Annotated in this window: 15 protein-coding genes; 5 read left to right on the forward strand and 10 right to left on the reverse strand. The window is 68.7% G+C overall.

The window, feature by feature from the left end; all coding sequences use genetic code 11:
- Window positions 1-74 precede the first annotated feature (74 nt).
- The 7 genes from H6844_01895 to H6844_01925 all read right to left on the reverse strand — a co-directional run bounded on the left by H6844_01895 (window position 75) and on the right by H6844_01925 (window position 7820).
- Window positions 75-1268: a molybdopterin molybdotransferase MoeA gene (locus H6844_01895; protein ID MCB9928160.1), complete on the reverse strand. Its 1194-nt coding sequence runs from the start codon at window positions 1266-1268 to the stop codon at window positions 75-77.
- A complete protein-coding gene (gene moaC / locus H6844_01900; GenBank protein MCB9928161.1) occupies window positions 1265-1765 on the reverse strand; it encodes a cyclic pyranopterin monophosphate synthase MoaC in 501 nt (166 codons plus the stop codon). The genes H6844_01895 and moaC overlap by 4 nt, the downstream gene beginning before the upstream one ends.
- Window positions 1765-2562 carry an indole-3-glycerol phosphate synthase TrpC gene (gene trpC, locus H6844_01905; GenBank protein MCB9928162.1) on the reverse strand — a complete coding sequence of 266 codons (798 nt, stop codon included), beginning with the start codon at window positions 2560-2562 and terminating at the stop codon, window positions 1765-1767. Before trpC ends, moaC begins: the two co-directional genes overlap by 1 nt.
- A 14-nt stretch (window positions 2563-2576) precedes the next feature.
- Entirely contained in the window at window positions 2577-3602 is a 1026-nt protein-coding gene (trpD, locus tag H6844_01910; GenBank protein ID MCB9928163.1) for an anthranilate phosphoribosyltransferase, read from the reverse strand.
- Between the two features lie 18 nt (window positions 3603-3620).
- Window positions 3621-4256: an aminodeoxychorismate/anthranilate synthase component II gene (locus H6844_01915; GenBank protein ID MCB9928164.1), complete on the reverse strand. Its 636-nt coding sequence runs from the start codon at window positions 4254-4256 to the stop codon at window positions 3621-3623.
- 146 nt (window positions 4257-4402) lie between these two features.
- Window positions 4403-5923, reverse strand: coding sequence for an anthranilate synthase component I (gene trpE / locus H6844_01920; protein MCB9928165.1), 1521 nt, complete (start codon window positions 5921-5923; stop codon window positions 4403-4405).
- 25 nt (window positions 5924-5948) lie between these two features.
- A complete protein-coding gene (locus H6844_01925; protein MCB9928166.1) occupies window positions 5949-7820 on the reverse strand; it encodes a SurA N-terminal domain-containing protein in 1872 nt (623 codons plus the stop codon).
- Between the two features lie 161 nt (window positions 7821-7981).
- Between H6844_01925 and H6844_01930 the strand changes: the two genes are divergently transcribed.
- Together H6844_01930 and H6844_01935 are read left to right on the forward strand one after the other, a co-directional pair.
- Window positions 7982-8743, forward strand: coding sequence for a triose-phosphate isomerase (locus H6844_01930; protein ID MCB9928167.1), 762 nt, complete (start codon window positions 7982-7984; stop codon window positions 8741-8743).
- A 192-nt stretch (window positions 8744-8935) separates the two neighbouring features.
- Window positions 8936-10570, forward strand: coding sequence for a thiamine pyrophosphate-requiring protein (locus H6844_01935; GenBank protein ID MCB9928168.1), 1635 nt, complete (start codon window positions 8936-8938; stop codon window positions 10568-10570).
- Between the two features lie 169 nt (window positions 10571-10739).
- Here the strand turns inward: H6844_01935 and H6844_01940 are convergent, their stop codons facing one another.
- Complete coding sequence (locus H6844_01940) at window positions 10740-11912, reverse strand: pyridoxal phosphate-dependent aminotransferase (GenBank protein MCB9928169.1); 1173 nt, start codon at window positions 11910-11912, stop codon at window positions 10740-10742.
- A gap of 259 nt (window positions 11913-12171) precedes the next feature.
- Here H6844_01940 and H6844_01945 point away from each other — a divergent pair, with 259 nt between their 5' ends.
- The 3 genes from H6844_01945 to H6844_01955 all read left to right on the forward strand — a co-directional run bounded on the left by H6844_01945 (window position 12172) and on the right by H6844_01955 (window position 14723).
- On the forward strand, window positions 12172-13068 hold the full coding sequence (locus tag H6844_01945; GenBank protein MCB9928170.1) for a TauD/TfdA family dioxygenase: 897 nt from the start codon (window positions 12172-12174) through the stop codon (window positions 13066-13068).
- 94 nt (window positions 13069-13162) lie between these two features.
- Window positions 13163-13936, forward strand: a complete 774-nt coding sequence (locus tag H6844_01950; GenBank protein ID MCB9928171.1) for an enoyl-CoA hydratase/isomerase family protein — start codon at window positions 13163-13165, stop codon at window positions 13934-13936.
- Between the two features lie 13 nt (window positions 13937-13949).
- Complete coding sequence (locus tag H6844_01955; protein ID MCB9928172.1) at window positions 13950-14723, forward strand: enoyl-CoA hydratase/isomerase family protein; 774 nt, start codon at window positions 13950-13952, stop codon at window positions 14721-14723.
- Window positions 14724-14945: 222 nt separating this feature from the next.
- Here H6844_01955 and H6844_01960 read toward each other — a convergent pair whose 3' ends face one another.
- A complete protein-coding gene (locus H6844_01960; GenBank protein MCB9928173.1) occupies window positions 14946-15809 on the reverse strand; it encodes an isocitrate lyase/PEP mutase family protein in 864 nt (287 codons plus the stop codon).
- Window positions 15806-16555 (reverse strand): N-acyl homoserine lactonase family protein, encoded by a 750-nt coding sequence (locus H6844_01965; protein ID MCB9928174.1) that lies wholly within the window; start codon window positions 16553-16555, stop codon window positions 15806-15808. The genes H6844_01960 and H6844_01965 overlap by 4 nt, the downstream gene beginning before the upstream one ends.
- Window positions 16556-16643 lie beyond the last annotated feature (88 nt).

Genomic DNA, 16643 nt, shown 5'->3' on the forward strand with positions numbered 1-16643 from the left:
GCATATGATGCGGTAACGAACATGATTTGTTCTATGTATGGCGAGAACGACCGTCAAGCGTGTATTTTATGTTCTCAAAGTAGCCCGTCGAGCAACAGGGCCGGAACGGGATCATTTGTGGTTGCCGCCGGCGCGTTCGGCGGACGCACGATCAGGGCGTCCGCCTCGGCCAGCGCCGTGAGCATGGAACTGTCCTGCCTGGCGAACGGCACCACCCGACCGTCGGCATCGAGGCGCGCGCGCATATAATCCTGGCGGCTGCCATTCGGTTCCAGATCGGCGCCGGTCCGGCAGTGTGCCGGCTGTGGAATGCCGCCGGCGCGGCCCTGCAGGGCGAACAGCAGCGGGCGCAGGAACAGCACGGCGCAGACCAGCGAACTCACCGGATTTCCCGGCAAACCAAGCACTTGGCTCTTGCCCATCGTGCCGACCATCAGCGGCTTGCCGGGGCGCATGGCAATCTTCCAGAAGTCGACGGCGAGACCGTCCTGCTTCAGCGCTGTCTGCACCAGGTCGTGCTCGCCGACGCTGGCGCCGCCGATGGTCACGAGAACGTCCGCATCCCTGGCCGCCGCGGCGGCTTCGCGCAGCGAGGCGACGGTGTCGTGGGCGACGCCCAGCAGCACCGGCTCGCCGCCGAGGGCGCGCACGAAGCCGGCCAGCGCCGTGCTGGTGGACGCGACGATCTGACTAGGGGCGATCGGCTCGCCGGGAAAGACGATTTCGTCGCCGGTCGCGAGAATCGCGACGCGCGGGCGGCGAATCACCGAAAGCCAGGGGTAATCCATCGCCGCGGCCAGCGCCAGTTGCCGGGGCGAGAGCGCGGTGCCGGCAGCCAGCCGCAGGTCGCCCGCGCCGAAGTCCAGGCCGGCGGCACGAACATGGCGGCCCTTGGGCTCGGCTTCCCTGATCAGGATCTGGTCGCCGTTCGCCTCGGTGTCCTCCTGGATCACCACGGTGTCGGCGCCGGCCGGCAGCGGAGCGCCGGTGAAGATGCGGACGCACTGGCCGGCCTGCAGGTTCGGCTCGTAGATGCCACCGGCGGCGACGGCGCCGACCTGGGTCAGCGTCACCGGCACGCGCGCGATGTCGGCTGCGCGCACGGCATAGCCGTCCATGGCGCTGGCGGCGAAGGGCGGCTGGGTGCGGCGCGCGGCGAGCGGGCCGGCGAGGATGCGGCCGGCGGCATCGGTCAGCGCCACGGTCTCGGCCGGCAGGACGGAGACGCCGGCGACGACGCGGGCCTGGGCTTCTTCGACAGGAATCATCGCGGGTTCGCCTCATAGGTTCCGGATTTGCCGCCGGCCTTCAGCAGCAGGCGGACGTCCTGAATTTCCATGGCTTTGTCGATGGCCTTGCACATGTCGTAGACAGTGAGCGCGGCGACGCTGGCGGCGGTCAGCGCCTCCATCTCGACGCCGGTGCGGCCCTTGAGCTTGCAGGTGGCGCGGATGTCGACGGCGTTGGCCTCCGGCACGCATTCCAGGTCGACCGTGACCTTGGTCAGTGCCAGCGGGTGGCAGAGTGGGATCAGGTCCGGCGTGCGCTTGGCCGCCATGATGCCGGCGAGCCGGGCGACGCCCAGCACATCGCCCTTGCCGATGGCACCGGCCCGGATCGCGGCCAGGGTCGCCGGCTGCATCACCACGCGGGCACCGGCGGTGGCGGTGCGCTCGGTCTCGGCCTTGTCCGAGACATCCACCATCTGGGCGTTGCCGGCGGCGTCGAAATGCGTCAGTCCCGTATCGCCATCGCCACCGTTCATCATGCGGCCCTCGCGAGCAGGGTCTTGGTGGCGGCGGTGACGTCGTCCTGGCGCATCAGATGCTCGCCCACCAGAAAACACCGGGCGCCCACCGCGGCCATGCGGGCGAGGTCCGCCGGCGTGCGCAGGCCGCTTTCGGAGACCAGCAGCCGGCCGTCCGGCACCAGGGCGGCCAGTTCCTCGGTCACGGCGATATCGGTGACCATGGTCTTGAGATTGCGGTTGTTGATGCCGACCAGTTGCGCGCCCAGCGCCAGCGCCCGGTCCAGTTCCGGCGCGTCGTGCACCTCCACCAGCACATCCATCTGCAACGCCTCGGCGGTGGCCGCGAGGTCGGTGGCCTCCGCATCGTCGAGGCAGGCCATGATCAGCAGCACGCAGTCCGCGCCCAGCGCCCGGCTCTCGCAGATCTGCCAGGCGGTGAGCATGAAATCCTTGCGCAGCGCGGGCAGGGTGCAGGCGTCGCGGGCGGCGGCGAGGTATTCGTCCCGCCCCTGGAAATAGGGCGCGTCGGTCAGCACGCTGAGGCAGGCCGCGCCGCCATCGGCATAGGCCCGGGCCAGCGACGGCGGGTCGAAATCGGGCCGGATCAGGCCGCCGGAGGGCGAGGCTTTCTTGATCTCGGCGATCAGGCCATAGGCGCCGGCGTCGACTTTCGCCTTCAGCGCGCGGGCGAAGCCGCGCGGCGGCTGTTGCAGCATGGCTGCGGCGAGCAAGTCCTGCTCGCTTTTCTGGGCCTTGCGCGCGGCGACGTGCGCCCGCTTGTCGGCACAGATGCGGGCGAGGATATCGGGCAGGTCGGGCTTGCTGCTCACGCGGGTGTGCCTCCGGTGGCCTGGACCAACGCCGCCAGCTTGGTCGCGGCGCTGCCGTCGTCGATGGCCTTGGCGGCCAGCGCGACGCCGTCTTTCAACGTGGCGACCTTGTCCGCGACGATCAAGGCCGCGGCGGCGTTCAGCAGGACGATGTCGCGGTACGGCCCCTGCTCGCCGGCCAGGAGGGCGCGCAGCGCGGCGGCGTTGTGCTCCGGCGAGCCGCCGACCAGGGACCGGAAGTCCGTCCGTGGCAGGCCGGCGTCTTCCGGTGCGATCTCGAAGATGGAAACCTGGCCGCCCTTCACCTCCGCCACATGGGAGGGGCCGGTGGTGGTGAGTTCGTCCAGGCCATCGGATCCGTGCACGATCCAGGCATGCTCGGTGCCGAGCTGGGCCAGAACGCGCGCCTGCGGTTCGAGCCAGTCGCGGGAGAAAATGCCCATGAGCTGCCGCCTGGCCCCGGCCGGGTTCGACAGCGGCCCCAGCAGGTTGAAAATGGTGCGGGTGCCCAGTTCCACGCGGGCCGGGCCGACATGGCGCATGGCACCGTGGTGGCGGGGGGCCATCAGAAAGGTGATGCCGGTGTCCCAGATCGCCTTCTGCACCAATGCCAGATCGGCGTCGATATTGACGCCCAGGACGGCGAGCACATCGGCACCGCCGGACTTGCTGGACAGCGCGCGGTTGCCGTGCTTGGCCACGGGCACGCCGCAGGCGGCGACGACGAAGGCGACGGCGGTGGAGATGTTGTAGGTACCCTTGGCGTCGCCGCCGGTGCCGCAGGTGTCGATGGCGTCGGGCGGCGCCTCGATTCCCAACACCTTGGCGCGCATGACGCGGGCGGCACCGGTCAGCTCCTCGACGGTCTCGCCGCGCACGCGCAGCGCCATCAGAAAGCCGCCGATCTGCGCGGGCGTGGCCTCCCCCGACATCATGATTTCAAAGGCCTGGCGGGCTTCCTCTTCCGCGAGCGGGTGGCGGTCGGCCACCTTGGCGATCAGAGGTTTGAAGGCGTCGCTCATGTCTCGGCGTCTCCGGGTTCAGGCCAGGGCGTGCAGGCGGCGGGGCGGCAGCGGCTTCGGCGTGCCGGTGGGCAGGCGGCCGCCGGTGGCCAGCCCGAGGAAATTGCCCAGCAGTTGGTGGCCGGCCTGGCTCGCGATCGATTCCGGGTGAAACTGCACGCCGTGGATGGGCAGGGTGCGGTGCCGGAAGCCCATGATGAGCCCATCCTCGGTCTCGGCGTTGATATCGAGGCAGTCCGGCAGGCTGGCCCGTTCCACCAGCAGCGAGTGGTAGCGCGTCGCCTCGAACGGGTTGGGCAGGCCGGCGAACACGCCCGTGTTTTTGTGATGCATGCGGCTGAGCTTGCCGTGCATCGGCTCCGGCGCGCGGATCACCCGCCCGCCGAAGGCCTGGCCGATGCATTGGTGGCCGAGACAGACGCCCAGCAGCGGCAGTTTCGCCTCGGCCGCGGCGGCGACGAGGTCGAGGCAGATGCCCGCCTTGTCGGGGTCGCACGGGCCGGGCGAGATGACGATGCCTTCGGGCTGCATCGCCAGCGCGTCGGCGACGGAGAGGGCATCGTTGCGGTGGACCGCGAACTCCGCGCCGAGTTCGCCCAGGAAGTGGCGGAGATTGTAGACGAAGCTGTCGTAGTTATCGATCAGGAGGAACATGGCATTCAACCGTCATTGCGAGCCGAAGGGCGAGGCAATCCAGGGGCGGGTCGGGGCGGGGGTGGCGGGCAGCCGGGATTGCGTCGTCGGCTGCGCCATCTCGCAATGACGCCATCGGAAGAAGGGGTTGCGCATCGTTTTGCCCCTCACTGCGGCGCGTAGCGGACGGCTTCGCCGGCGGCACGCACCAAGGCTGCGGCCTTGTCGATGCTTTCCTGGTATTCCGCCGCCGGGTTCGAGTCGGCGACGACGCCGACGCCGGCCTGGACGTACATCTTGCCATCCTTCACCAGCGCCGTGCGCAGGCCGATGCAGGTGTCCATGGTGCCGTCGGCGGCGAAATAGCCGATGCAGCCGGCATAGATGCCGCGCTTCTCCGGCTCCAACTCGTCGATGATCTCCATGGCCCGCACCTTGGGCGCGCCGGACAGCGTGCCGGCCGGGAAGCCGGCGATGAGCGCGCCGAACGCGTCATAGCTGGGATCCAGCTCGCCCTCGACCGTCGAGGACAGGTGCATGACATGGCTGTAGCGCTCGATCTCGAACTGGCCCACCACCTCGACCGAGCCGATCTTGGCGACGCGGCCGACATCGTTGCGGGCGAGGTCCAGCAGCATCAGGTGCTCGGCCAGTTCCTTCGGATCGTTCTGCAACTCCTCGGCCAGCGCCCGGTCCTCGGCTTCGGTGGCGCCGCGCCGCCGGGTGCCCGCGAGCGGGCGGATGGTGACGCGGTTGTCGCGCACCCGCACCAGGATTTCCGGCGATGAACCGACGATGGAAAAGCCCGAAAGATTGAAAAAGAACAGGAAGGGCGAGGGGTTCAGCCGCCGCAGCGCGCGATAGAGCGCGAACGGCGGCAGTTCGAACGGCACGGCGAAGCGTTGCGAGGGCACGATCTGGAAGGCATCGCCGGCGTGGATGTATTCGCGCGCCTTCAGCACGTTCCCCTCGAACACGTCGCGGGTCATGTTTGCCACCGGCTCCGGTCCCGGCCCCGGTGCGGCCGCGGAAAGGGCGCTGGCGGTCGGCGGCAGCGGCTGTTCCAACTGCTCCGCCGCCTCGACCAGGCGCTGGTGGGCGCGGTCATAGGCGGCGCGCGCGTCCAGGCCCTCTGCCGGGCGCACCGGCGAGACCAGGGTGATGCGGTCCTCGACGCCGTCGAACACCGCCATGACGGTCGGGCGGATGAACAGGCCGTCCGGCAGGCCGAGCGTGTCCGGCGGGGTGTTCGGCAGATATTCCATCAGCCGCACCATGTCATAGCCCATATAGCCGACCAGGCTGGAGGCCATGGGCGGCAGTTTCGGCGGCAGGTCGGGGATCTGCGCTTCCTCGATCAGCGCGCGCAGCGAGGCCAGCGCCCCGGTCTCGCAGGGCCGGAAGGCGTCCGGGTCGCTCAGCGCCTGTCGGTTCACCTCGGCCTTGTCGCCGTGGCAGCGCCAGATCAGGTCCGGCGACAGGCCGATGAAGGAATAACGGCCGCGGCTGGCGCCGCCCTCGACCGACTCGAGCAGGAAGGCGTTCGGCTGATCCGACCCCAGTTTGAGCCAGGCCGAGACCGGCGTTTCCAGGTCGCTGATCAGGTGGCACCAGACCAGTTGCGGCTTGCCGGCGTCATACGCCGCCCGGAATGCGGAAAAGGCAGGCTCGATGGCAAGAGAGGTCATGGGACGGGGCGCCTTCTAACGCAACTTAACGCAATGCACGGTCGATCGCGGCCTTGTCGATATCGACATCGTAATTGGCCCGCACCGCCTGTTGGAAGGCGCGGGCGATTTCCTGGCGGCGATCGCGGTTGAGGATCTGGCGAAGCTGGGTCATCGCCTGTTCGGCGGTCTTGTCGTCGTCCCCCGGCTTCGGCACGGTGACGTCGTCGATGCGCGCGACGAAGACGCGGTCGGGGCCGTTGACCACGATCACCTCTCCCTTCTTGGCCTTGAAGGCGGCGTCCACCAGTTCCGGGGTGGCGGGCGCCGGCGTTTGCGTGCGGGTGACGGCGGTGAGCGTCGTCTCGGCAAAGCCGGCGGTTTTGGCCTCGGCGCCGATGTCGCCGCCCGCGCGCACCGCTTCCGCCAGCTTGTCGGCGGCGGTCTTGGCCGCTTCGGCGCGTTGCCGTTCGGTCCAATCGCTCAGCACCTTGTCGCGGATGGTGGCGAAGGGCTGCTTGGCCGACGCGATGACACGGTCGACGCGCAGGACGAAATAGCCGCCGTCGGGCGTTTCGGTCAGGACCGAGGTCTCGCCGTCGTCGGTCTGGTAGGCGAGCGCCAGGAACTGGCCGCCCTTGGGCAGGCCGTCGGGCCGGCTGCCATCGGCGGTCTGGCCGGTGCGGCTCACGCCCTTGAAGGTCTGCACCGGCATGTCGACGGCGTTGGCCGCATCCTCCAGCGTGCCGCCGCCGGCAATGGAATCCTCGACCGTGTTGGCCCGCTTGATCAACTCGTCGACGGCCAGGTCGAGCGCCACCGCATGGCGCAGTTCGTCATGGACCTCGGCCAGCGGCGTGGTCGAGGCCGGGTCGATGGCCTTGACCCAGAGCACGTGATAGCCGAACGGCGTCTGGATCGGATCGGTGAAGCCCGCCGCTGTCAGGGCAAAGGCCGGGCCGGCGAGTTGCGTCGGCACCATGCCCGCCTTGGTCAGCGAGCCCAGTTCCGTGGCGACGCCGCCGGAGTCCGCGGCCACCGACACCCAGCTTTCGCCATTGCGCAGCCGCGCCACCGCCTTGGCCGCGGCGTCGGCGTCCGTGAACAGCAATTGCGAGATCGTGCGTTCCTCGGGGTGTTGGTACTGAGCGATGCGGGCCTCATAGGCCTCGGCGATGCGCTCTTCCGGCACCGCGAAATTCTTGGCGATGGCTTCCGGGCTGAGGATGATGGCGGAGATATCGCGCAATTCCGGCAGGTTGTAGGCCTTGCCGGTGCCGTCATAGAACGCCCGCAGCGGGCCGTCTCCCGGGTCGGCCGGCGCGACGAACCCGGTGTGCTCCTTGCTGAGCAGGGTCAGGCTGCGCTGTTGGGCGAAGAAGGCGTACTGGGTGTCGAGCATGGGCTTGGGCACCGGCGGTTCGGCCACGGCCGCGGCCAGCAGCGGGTCGCGCAGCAGGCGGCTTTGCACGTCGGCCAGGAATTGCGGTTCGCTCATGCCGGAACTGAACAGGACCTGTTCGTAGCGGTTGCGGTCGAAGGTGCCGGTCACGCCGCGGAACGCCGGTTCCTGGGCGATGGCGGTGCGCAGCATGTCCTCGTTGGTGGCCATCCCCATATGCTCCGCCTCGCGGTTCAGCACCTGGACGTCCACCACCCCGTCGATGACCTGGTCGTCGAGGCCCATGTTCAGGGCCATTTCCTGCGTCACCGTGGAGCCGAGGCGCTGGCGCAGGCGCTCCAGCGAGAAGTTGAACTGGCTGCGCAGGGTCGACTGACGCACGCCGGAATCGCCGACCTGGATGACGACCGGGTCCGGGTCCGGCTTCAGATAGTCCACGATCCCCCAGGCGCCGAACGAGATAATCAGCAGCCCGAAAAGGATTTTGGCAACCCAGCCGGTGGCGCCTTTGCGCATTGCGGTAATCATTGGCGCGTCCTTGAACCCAAACGGCAACATACGGAAAACTTGCGGGACGCCCGTATATAGAGTGACCGCGGCCCGGCAGCAACTGGCCCGGTCGCGGCGGATGTGCTAGGGGGCGGATCGAACGCATGTCCCGCAGCGGAGAACCCGAAATGGCTGCCCTCAAAACCCTGATCGCCGGCAATTGGAAGATGAACGGCCTGCGCGCCGACGGCGTGACGCTGGCGAAAACCGTCGCCGCCGGTGCGCCCGGCGTCGTCGCCAAGGCGGACCTGCTGCTATGCCCGCCGGCAACGCTGCTCAGCCTGGCGGCAAACACGCTGGGCGAGCCGCTGCGCAACGGCCTGGTCAGCCTGGGCGGCCAGGATTGCCATTCGGAGGCGTCGGGCGCCCACACCGGCGACATCGCCGCGCCGATGCTGGCGGATCTGGGCTGCCGCTATGTCATCGTCGGCCATTCCGAGCGCCGCACCAACCACCGCGAGGACGACGCCCTGGTCTGGCAGAAAGCCGTCGCCGGCCAGCGCGCCGGCCTGACCGCGATCATCTGCGTCGGCGAGACTGAGGACGAGCGCGACCGGGGCGCGGCGCTGGACGTGGTGCGCCGCCAGATCAATGGCTCCCTGCCCGACGCGGCGACGGCGGCCAACACCGTCATTGCCTATGAGCCGGTCTGGGCCATCGGCACCGGCCGCACCCCGTCGCTGGACGACATTGCCGAGGTGCACGACGCCATGCGTGCCCTGCTGGCCGAGCGCCTGAAGGACGGCGACCAGGTGCGCCTGCTCTATGGCGGCTCGGTCAAGCCCGGCAATGCGGCGGAGATCCTGGCGCTGGCCAATGTCAACGGCGCGCTGGTGGGCGGCGCCAGCCTGAACGCGGCCGATTTCCTGGCGATCGCGGCCGCAGCCTGAGGATCCGTGTGCCCCGGACGGTGCGGAGCGCCGATCCGGGGCCGGCTTCCTCCATCGAACACCGTCGCCCGTGTTCGCACGCCGAGAGCGGCCCCGGCTCAGGGCCGGGGAACGATGGCGGTCGACGGTGGGGAGGCAGGGCGCTAGGCTTCCGGCCTCTCTTCTGACGCCCCAAGTGCGGAGACCGTTCCCATGCTCGTGATGGACGCCATGGCCCAGATCCTGCGGAAGGAGGGCATCGACACCCTGTTCTGCTTCCCGACGACGCCGATCATCGAGGCCGCGGTGGGGGCGGGCCTGCGCCCGGTGATCTGCCGGCAGGAACGGGTCGGCGTCGACATGGCGAGCGGCTTCGCCCGCGTCGCCAACGGCAAGCCGCCGGCGGTGTTCGCCATGCAGTACGGGCCCGGCGCGGAAAACGCGTTTCCGGGCATCGCGTCCGCTTATTCCGACTCCGTGCCGATCCTGCTGCTGCCGCTCGGCCATGCGCGCGACGCGTCGCAGGTCTATCCGATGTTCAAATCCACCCGCACCTACGAGTCGGTGACCAAGCAGGTGGAGGAGATCACGCTGCCGGGCGAGGTCGGCAGCGTGATGCGCCGGGCCTTCAACGCGCTGAAGAACGGCCGGCAGGGGCCGGTGATGGTGGAAACGCCGGTGGACGTGGTGAAGCAGCAACTGGCGGCGGAGCCGGACTATCGGGTGGTGAAGCGGGTGCGTTCGGCCGGCGATCCGCGCGACATCGAGGCCGCCGCCGATTTGCTGGTGGCGGCGCGGACGCCGATGCTGCTGGCGGGCCAGGGGGTGCTCTACGCCCAGGCCAGCCGGGAATTGCGGGAACTGGCCGACCTGTTGCAGGCCGCCGTCATGACCACCAACGACGGCAAGAGCGCCTTCCCGGAGGATCATGCGCTGGCGCTGGGCACTGGCGGCATCGTCTACACCGCCCACGGCAAGGCGATTTTGGCGGAGGCGGACGTGATCCTGGGCGTCGGTTGCAGCCTGACCCCGCACCGCATCACCAGCCCGGCGCTGCCGGCCTCGGCCAGGGTGATCCACGCCACCAACGATGCCCGCGACCTGAACAAGAACTACACCACCGAAATCGGCATTCTGGGCGACGCCCGGCTGGTGTTGCAGGGGCTGATCGACTGCGTGCGCGACCGGCTCAAAGGCAAGGATCGCGACGGTGCCATGGCGCAAAAGATCGCCCGGCTGCGCGACCCGTGGCTGGCGGAATGGCAGGCGAAGCTCACCAGCGCCGAAACGCCGATGACGCCCTATCGCGTGCTGAACGAGTTCATGCGCGTGGTCGACCCGGCCGATGCCATCGTCACCCATGACAGCGGCAGTCCGCGCGACCAGATCCTGCCCTTCTACCGTGCGACGGTGCCGCGCTCCTATCTGGGCTGGGGCAAGTCGCACCAGTTGGGAACGGGGCTCGGCCTCGCCATCGGCGCGAAGGTGGCCGCACCGGACAAGTTCTGCGTCAATTTCATGGGCGACGCCGCCTTCGGCATGACCGGGCTGGATTTCGAGACGGCGGTGCGCAGCGGCATTCCCTCGTGCACCATCGTCCTCAACAACTCGACCATGGCGATCGAGATCCCGCACATGCGACTCAGCCACGAGAAGCACCGGGCGCGCGACCTGGGCGGCAACTATGCGGCGCTGGCCAAGGACCTGGGCGGCTGGAGCGAACGGGTCGAGGACCCGGCCGACGTCGGCAACGCCATCCTGCGGGCCAAGCGGGCGACGGAAGAGGGCCGGACCTGCCTGCTGGAATTCGTCACCAGCGCCGAAACCGCCTTCTCGAACCGGATTTAGCGGTGCCCTCCGCTTCCCCGGGCGCTACGGAGCGCCCCTGTTCCCCGGACGGTGCGGAGCGCCGATCCGGGGCCGGTGGCCTCCTTCGAACACGGCGGGCGGAGGTGTTCGCGAGAGCGACCGATCCCGGCTCTCGCCTCCGGCTCGGCCGGGAAATGGGGCGCCCGCTCTAGCCGAAAAAGCGGTCGAGGCGGTCGAAGGCCTGGTTGATCCGATCGTCGTCGACGCAATAGGCCACGCGCACATGGTGCTCGCCGCCGGGGCCGAACGCGCCGCCGGGGGTGGTGGAGACGCCGACCTTGTCCAGCAGGTCCAGGGCGAAGCTATAGCTGTCCTCATGGTCGGCCAGGATGCGCGGGAAGACGTAATAGGCGCCGTGCGGCCGCACATAGGAAAAGGCGTGGGCGAGCCGGTCCAGCCGCTCGCAGATCAGGTTGCGGCGGCGGGCGAGGACCTCGCGGAACGCGCCGGTATGATCGGCCTTGTGGGTGAGCGCGGCGATGCCGGCGGCCTGGGAGATGCGCGGCGGGCAGATCAGGGTCGCGTCGTGCACCTTCATCACCTGCGGCTTCAGCCAGTCCGGCACCACCATATAGCCGAGCCGCCAGCCGCTCATGGCATAGCATTTCGAGAAGGTGAAAAGGTAGACCAGCCGCTCGCGCAGTTCCGGCACCGCGGCCGGATGGCAGAAGGCCGCGATATCGGCGGCGTCATAGACGAAGCGGGAATAGGGGTCGTCGGCAATGACCAGGAAGTCGTGTTTCGCGGCTAGCCGGGCGATGGCCTCCAGATCCCGGCGCGGAAACACCGTGCCGGTGGGGTTGGAGGGCGTGACCAGCAGCAGCGCCTTGGTGCGGGGCGTCACCAGGGCGTCCAGGGCGGCGGTGTCGGCGCGCCAGCCGTCCGCCTCGCGCATCGGCCAGAACACCGCCCGGCCGCCGGCGAGTTTGATCTGCAACAGGTGCGAGGCGAAGCAGGGGTCGGTGACGATCACCTCGTCGCCGGGGTCGAGCAGGGTGCGCAGCACCACCTGCCCCGCCTCCATATTGCCGGCGGAGACGATGATATTGGCGTCCGCCGAGACCGCATGCCCGCTGCGGGCCAGATGGTCGGCGGCGGCGGCCTGGCGCAGCGCCGGCAGCCCGTCCGGCAGGGTGTATTTGCCCACCTCCGGGTCCTCCGCCAGGGCGGCGGTGGCGCCGGCGCGGATCGCCTCCGGCGTGCGGAACGAGGGCACGCCCCAGGCGAGCGAGACGCTGCCCTCGCGCCGTGCGGCCCGTGCGGCCATGTCCTTGATGGCGGACAGGCCGATACTGGCGACGGTTTCGGAAATATTCGACATCGACCGGAACCCCGTTGCGGTATTGGATTGACCCATTGGCGTGGGTGTCGGTTTTGCTTTCGCGAATACTATCAGATCCGGCGCATTCGCGGACAGGCAACCGGCAGTGTTGCCGCAAGGCGCTGACGGTTTCGGGTCTATTGACGCCCCGGTCCATTGGTGGTGGGGTTCTGGCGATGGCCGGCCGATCGTCGTGCGCCGTCTGCGGCGCGCTCCGTCGGCCCAATAACCCTTTCAGGGAAAAGGAGCCCCCGAGGACATGACCAGGAACAGTTGGACCGTGAAGCGCCTTTCGGCCGCGCTGGGCGCCGAGATCAGCGGCGTGAAACTGGCCGAGGCGACCGGCGACGACATTGCCGCCGTCAAGGATTTGTTGAACGAGCACAAGGTGGTGTTCTTCCCCGGCCAGTTCCTGAGCCCGGACGAGCACGTGGCCTTCGGCCGCCATTTCGGTGAACTGGAAGGCCATCCGAACCTGAAAGAGCGCAACGCCAAGGAGCATCCGGAAATCTTTCGCCTGATGGCGAGCGAAGGCGGCGTCGCCGACGAATGGCACACCGACCTGACCTTTCTGGAGCATCCGGCGCTCATGTCGATCCTCAACATGAAGATCTGCCCGGAGGTGGGCGGCGACACCATGTGGTGCAGCCTGACCGCCGCCTATGAGGCGCTATCGCCGCCGCTGCAGGAGTTGTGCGACGGCCTGAGCGCCCTGCATGACGCCCACCCGCACGATCGCTCCGACCGCATGCACATCCATCCGGTGGTGCGCGTCGACCCGGAGACGGGCCGGAAGGCGCTTTATGTGAACGAGCACTTCACCCGCCGCATCGTCGAGCTGAACGGGCAGGAAAGCGACCACATGCTGGCCTATCTGACCCGCTGGGTGCAGCAGCCGGCCTTCACCGTGCGCTATCGCTGGAGCGCCGGCACCATCGGCATGTGGGACAACCGCTTCACCCAGCACTATGTCGTCAACGACTTCGTCGGCGAGCGGGTGATCGAGCGGGTGACGGTGATGGGCGACACCATTGCCGGCAACGCGCCGCGCTGGCGGCCCTATCCCGAACGGGCCGGCATTTCCGCCATGACCCGCCACGACCGGCAGCTGATCCGCTATCTGAAAGACGGCGCGCCCGCCCGCGCGGCCGAATAGCGGCCCCCGCACAACCGCATTGCCGACACCGGGGCATGCAGGGCATACCCCGGTGCATCGTGTTTTGTCGCAATCGCAAGGAAGAGTTCCCGTCATGCCGACTTCGCCCTGGCAGTTCACCACCATCGAGCGCCGCGGCGCCGTGGCCATCGTCCGCTTCGACCGCGGCGAGGCGTTGAATGCGTTCAACGAGCCGCTGGTGCGCGAGCTGACCGCCGTCGCCCAGAGCTTTCACAACGACCACGACTGCCGCGCCATCGTGCTGACCGGAGCGGCCAAGGCGTTCTCCGCCGGGGCCGACCTGAAGGAGACCTATGGCGCGGCCGGCTTCGCCAACCAGCGCGAGCGCAGCCAGCTCGGCCGGCGGCTCTGCCGCGCCTGGGAGGAGACGCCACAGATCGTGGTCGCCGCCATCGAGGGCCTCGCCGTCGGCGCCGGCGTGGCGCTGGCGATCTCGTGCGACTGGCGGGTGATGGGCCGGTCGGCCTATCTCTATGTGCCGGAGGTGAAAATCGGCCTGACCCTGCAATGGCAGGCGATCCCGCGGCTGCTGAACTTCGTCAACCCGGCGCGCGCCAAGCGCATCGTCGTGCTGTGCGAGAAAATGGGCGCGGACATGGCCCATGACTGGGGCCTCGTCGACGAACTGGCCGACGATGGCCAGGCGGTGGAAGGCGCGCTGAAACTGGCCGAGGCGGCGGCGGCGATGCCGGGCGAGATCGTCACCATGTCGAAAGAGGCGATCAACGCCACCGCCAACGCCTCGAACCATCTGGCCTCGTTCATGGATTCGGACGTCTCGCTGCTCTGCCGCGACGCGGAGCCGGCCGCCAAGGCGCGCGAAGCCTTCCGCGCCGGCAAGCGCTGAGGAGGGGACGGCAATGGCGACATCGCCCTGGCAATTCACCACGGTCGAGCGGCAGGGGCCGGTCGCCGTGGTCCGCTTCGACCGCGGCGAGGCCCTGAACGCCTTCAACCAGCCGCTGGTGCGGGAACTGACGGCGGTGGGGCAGAGCTTCCACACCGACCATGACTGTCGCGCGATCGTGCTGACTGGCACGGCCAAGGCGTTCTCCGCCGGCGCCGACCTGAAGGAGACATTCGGCCCGCAAAGCTTTGCCGAGCAGCGGGCGCGCAGCATGGCCGGCCGCCATCTCTGCCGCGCCTGGGAGGACGCGCCGCAGATCGTCGTCGCCGCCATCGAGGGTATGGCCGTCGGTGCCGGTGTGGCGCTGGCGATTGCCTGCGACTGGCGGGTGATGGGCCGGGGCGCCTATCTCTACGTGCCGGAGGTGAAGGTGGGCCTGACCCTGCAATGGCAGGCGATCCCGCGCCTGCTGAACTTCGTCAATCCGTCTCGCGCCAAGCGCATCGTCACGCTCTGCGAGAAGATGGGCGCGGACATGGCCCACGACTGGGGCCTGGTCGACGAACTGGCCGACGACGGCGGCGCGGTGGCCGGCGCGCTGAAACTGGCCGCGGCGGCGGCGGCGATGCCCGGCGAGATCGTCACCATGTCGAAAGAGGCGATCAACGCCACCGCCAACGCCCGCAACCACATGGCCTCGTTCATGGACGCCGACGTCTCGCTGCTCTGCTGGGACGCCGAGCCCGCGGTGCAGGCACGCGACGCGTTCCGGGCGGGGAGGCGGTAGGGACGATTTCCTCCGCCTCTCCCGTGGAAGCGGGAGTCCCTGCCGGAGAGCCGACGATCAGGACGTCCGCGGAAATCTTGATCGCGTCATTGCGAGGAGAGACACGACGAAGCAATCCAGGCCGTTTTTCAAGGCGTTAAAACGCTGGATTGCTTCGCCTTCGGCTCGCAATGACGGGTTCCGGGAATGGCGGGTGGCGCCGGAAAAGGAGGCTCCGAGGGCTCACCCGCCGAGAAAGTCCTCCGTCCAGGCGTCGTAGCGGTCGGAGCGGGTGTAGACCTGCACCAACTCTTTGGACGGCAGGCCCTCCAGGTCCTTGGGCGCGACGCCGTCGCGGAGCGCCTTCAGCGTCGCATAGACCGCCTGCTGGGCGGCCATGATCGGCTGGTGGCCCTGCAGCGCGATGCGCACGCGGCGGCTGGCGAGATAGGCCTTGTCGGCCAGTTCCGGCGTCGCGCCGCCCAGGATCAGCGGCAGCGTCGTCGCCGCACTGACCGCGTCCAGTTCGGCGCGGGTCCTGACGCCGACCATGAACAGCGCGTCGACGCCCGCGGCCTCATAGGCCTGGGCCCGCTTCACGCCCTCGTCGAGGCCGGCGATGGCGATGGCGGACGTGCGGCCGGCAACCACCAGCGACGGGTCCTCCTTCGCTGCCATGGCCGCCTTCATCTTGCCGACGCCCTCGTCGAGCGAGAGCAGGCGCTGCTTCGCCTCGCCATAGGGCTGGGGCAGTTCCGTGTCCTCGATGCTGAGGCCGGAGACACCGGCCGTCTCCAGCTCCTGCACCGTGCGCATGACGCTGAGGGCGTTGCCGTAGCCGTGGTCGGCATCCACCATCAGCGGAATCTCCGCGGCCCGGTTGATGCGCAGGCATTGCTGCGCGAACTCGGTCAAGGTCATGACGATCAGGTCGGGCGCGCCGAGCACGGTCAGCGAGCCGGTCGAGCCCGCGAACATGCCGACCTCGAAGCCGATATGCTGGGCGATACGCGCCGACATCGGGTCGTAGACCGAGCCCGGATGCACGCACTGCTCGCCGGCGATCACGGCGCGGAAGGCGCGCCGGCGGTCGGTCCAGTTGGTCATGCGATCGAGACCTTCGGCGCGGCGTCCAGCCGGCAGACCATGCCTTCCAGCTTCGGATCGGCGGCGGGATAGTAGTCGAGCACGGCCGGGTCGTGGCCGGGAATGATGTGGTCGATGCTGTCCGCCAGCCGGTGCAGCTTGCCCCAGCTCTCGATCATCTGGGCCATGTCGACCAGGATCGGGAACGGCTTCTTGTCCTTGAAATTCATGTAGAAATGCGTCGCGTCGCTCGCGACCATGACATAGCCGCGCCGGGTCTTGACCCGCACCGACTGCAGGCCGGCGGCGTGGCCGTTGCAGAGATGGACGCTGATGCCGGGGGCGATCTGTTCGTCGCCGTCGTGGAACGACACCTGTTCGGCATAGACCTTGCGCACCATCTCGCACACGTCTTCGACGTGATAGGGCAGGCGCAGCGGCGCGTGGCACATGCAGCGGCCGGTGGCCATCTCCATCTCGCTGTCCTGCAGGTGCAGGCGCGCGTTCTTGAAGTCGCTGAACGTGCCGGCGTGGTCGTAGTGCAGGTGGGTGATGATGACGTCGTCGACTTTGTTCGAATCGATGCCGAGCAGGGCCAACCCCTCGCGCGGCAGCCGGTCGATCTGGCGGCCGCGCAGCTTCGCCACCTCGTGGTTGAAGCCGGTGTCGATGACGATGGTGCGTTCGTTGTTGGTGGCGACCCAGACATAATAATCCAGGTGCTTGGAGAGGTCATGCGGGTCGCCGCCGATGAAATTCTCGCTCATCGGCCGGTTCAGCACCGAGCCGTATTTGATGGCATAAAGGTCGTAGGTGTCGTTCACGGGCGTTCCTTCCGGTGTTGCAGGGGGCGGC

Source organism: Alphaproteobacteria bacterium (assembly GCA_020638555.1).
In the GTDB taxonomy this organism is placed as follows: domain Bacteria; phylum Pseudomonadota; class Alphaproteobacteria; order Bin95; family Bin95; genus JACKII01.

What these genes read in the sequence shown, in the direction of transcription:
- H6844_01895 (MCB9928160.1), bottom strand. Translation starts at nt 1,268, where the DNA reads ATGATTCCTGTCGAAGAAGCCCAGGCCCGCGTCGTCGCCGGCGTCTCC.
- moaC (MCB9928161.1), bottom strand. Translation starts at nt 1,765, where the DNA reads ATGAACGGTGGCGATGGCGATACGGGACTGACGCATTTCGACGCCGCC.
- trpD (MCB9928163.1), bottom strand. Translation starts at nt 3,602, where the DNA reads ATGAGCGACGCCTTCAAACCTCTGATCGCCAAGGTGGCCGACCGCCAC.
- H6844_01915 (MCB9928164.1), bottom strand. Translation starts at nt 4,256, where the DNA reads ATGTTCCTCCTGATCGATAACTACGACAGCTTCGTCTACAATCTCCGC.
- trpE (MCB9928165.1), bottom strand. Translation starts at nt 5,923, where the DNA reads ATGACCTCTCTTGCCATCGAGCCTGCCTTTTCCGCATTCCGGGCGGCG.
- H6844_01925 (MCB9928166.1), bottom strand. Translation starts at nt 7,820, where the DNA reads ATGCGCAAAGGCGCCACCGGCTGGGTTGCCAAAATCCTTTTCGGGCTG.
- H6844_01930 (MCB9928167.1), top strand. Translation starts at nt 7,982, where the DNA reads ATGGCTGCCCTCAAAACCCTGATCGCCGGCAATTGGAAGATGAACGGC.
- H6844_01935 (MCB9928168.1), top strand. Translation starts at nt 8,936, where the DNA reads ATGCTCGTGATGGACGCCATGGCCCAGATCCTGCGGAAGGAGGGCATC.
- H6844_01940 (MCB9928169.1), bottom strand. Translation starts at nt 11,912, where the DNA reads ATGTCGAATATTTCCGAAACCGTCGCCAGTATCGGCCTGTCCGCCATC.
- H6844_01945 (MCB9928170.1), top strand. Translation starts at nt 12,172, where the DNA reads ATGACCAGGAACAGTTGGACCGTGAAGCGCCTTTCGGCCGCGCTGGGC.
- H6844_01950 (MCB9928171.1), top strand. Translation starts at nt 13,163, where the DNA reads ATGCCGACTTCGCCCTGGCAGTTCACCACCATCGAGCGCCGCGGCGCC.
- H6844_01955 (MCB9928172.1), top strand. Translation starts at nt 13,950, where the DNA reads ATGGCGACATCGCCCTGGCAATTCACCACGGTCGAGCGGCAGGGGCCG.
- H6844_01960 (MCB9928173.1), bottom strand. Translation starts at nt 15,809, where the DNA reads ATGACCAACTGGACCGACCGCCGGCGCGCCTTCCGCGCCGTGATCGCC.
- H6844_01965 (MCB9928174.1), bottom strand. Translation starts at nt 16,555, where the DNA reads ATGAGCGAGAATTTCATCGGCGGCGACCCGCATGACCTCTCCAAGCAC.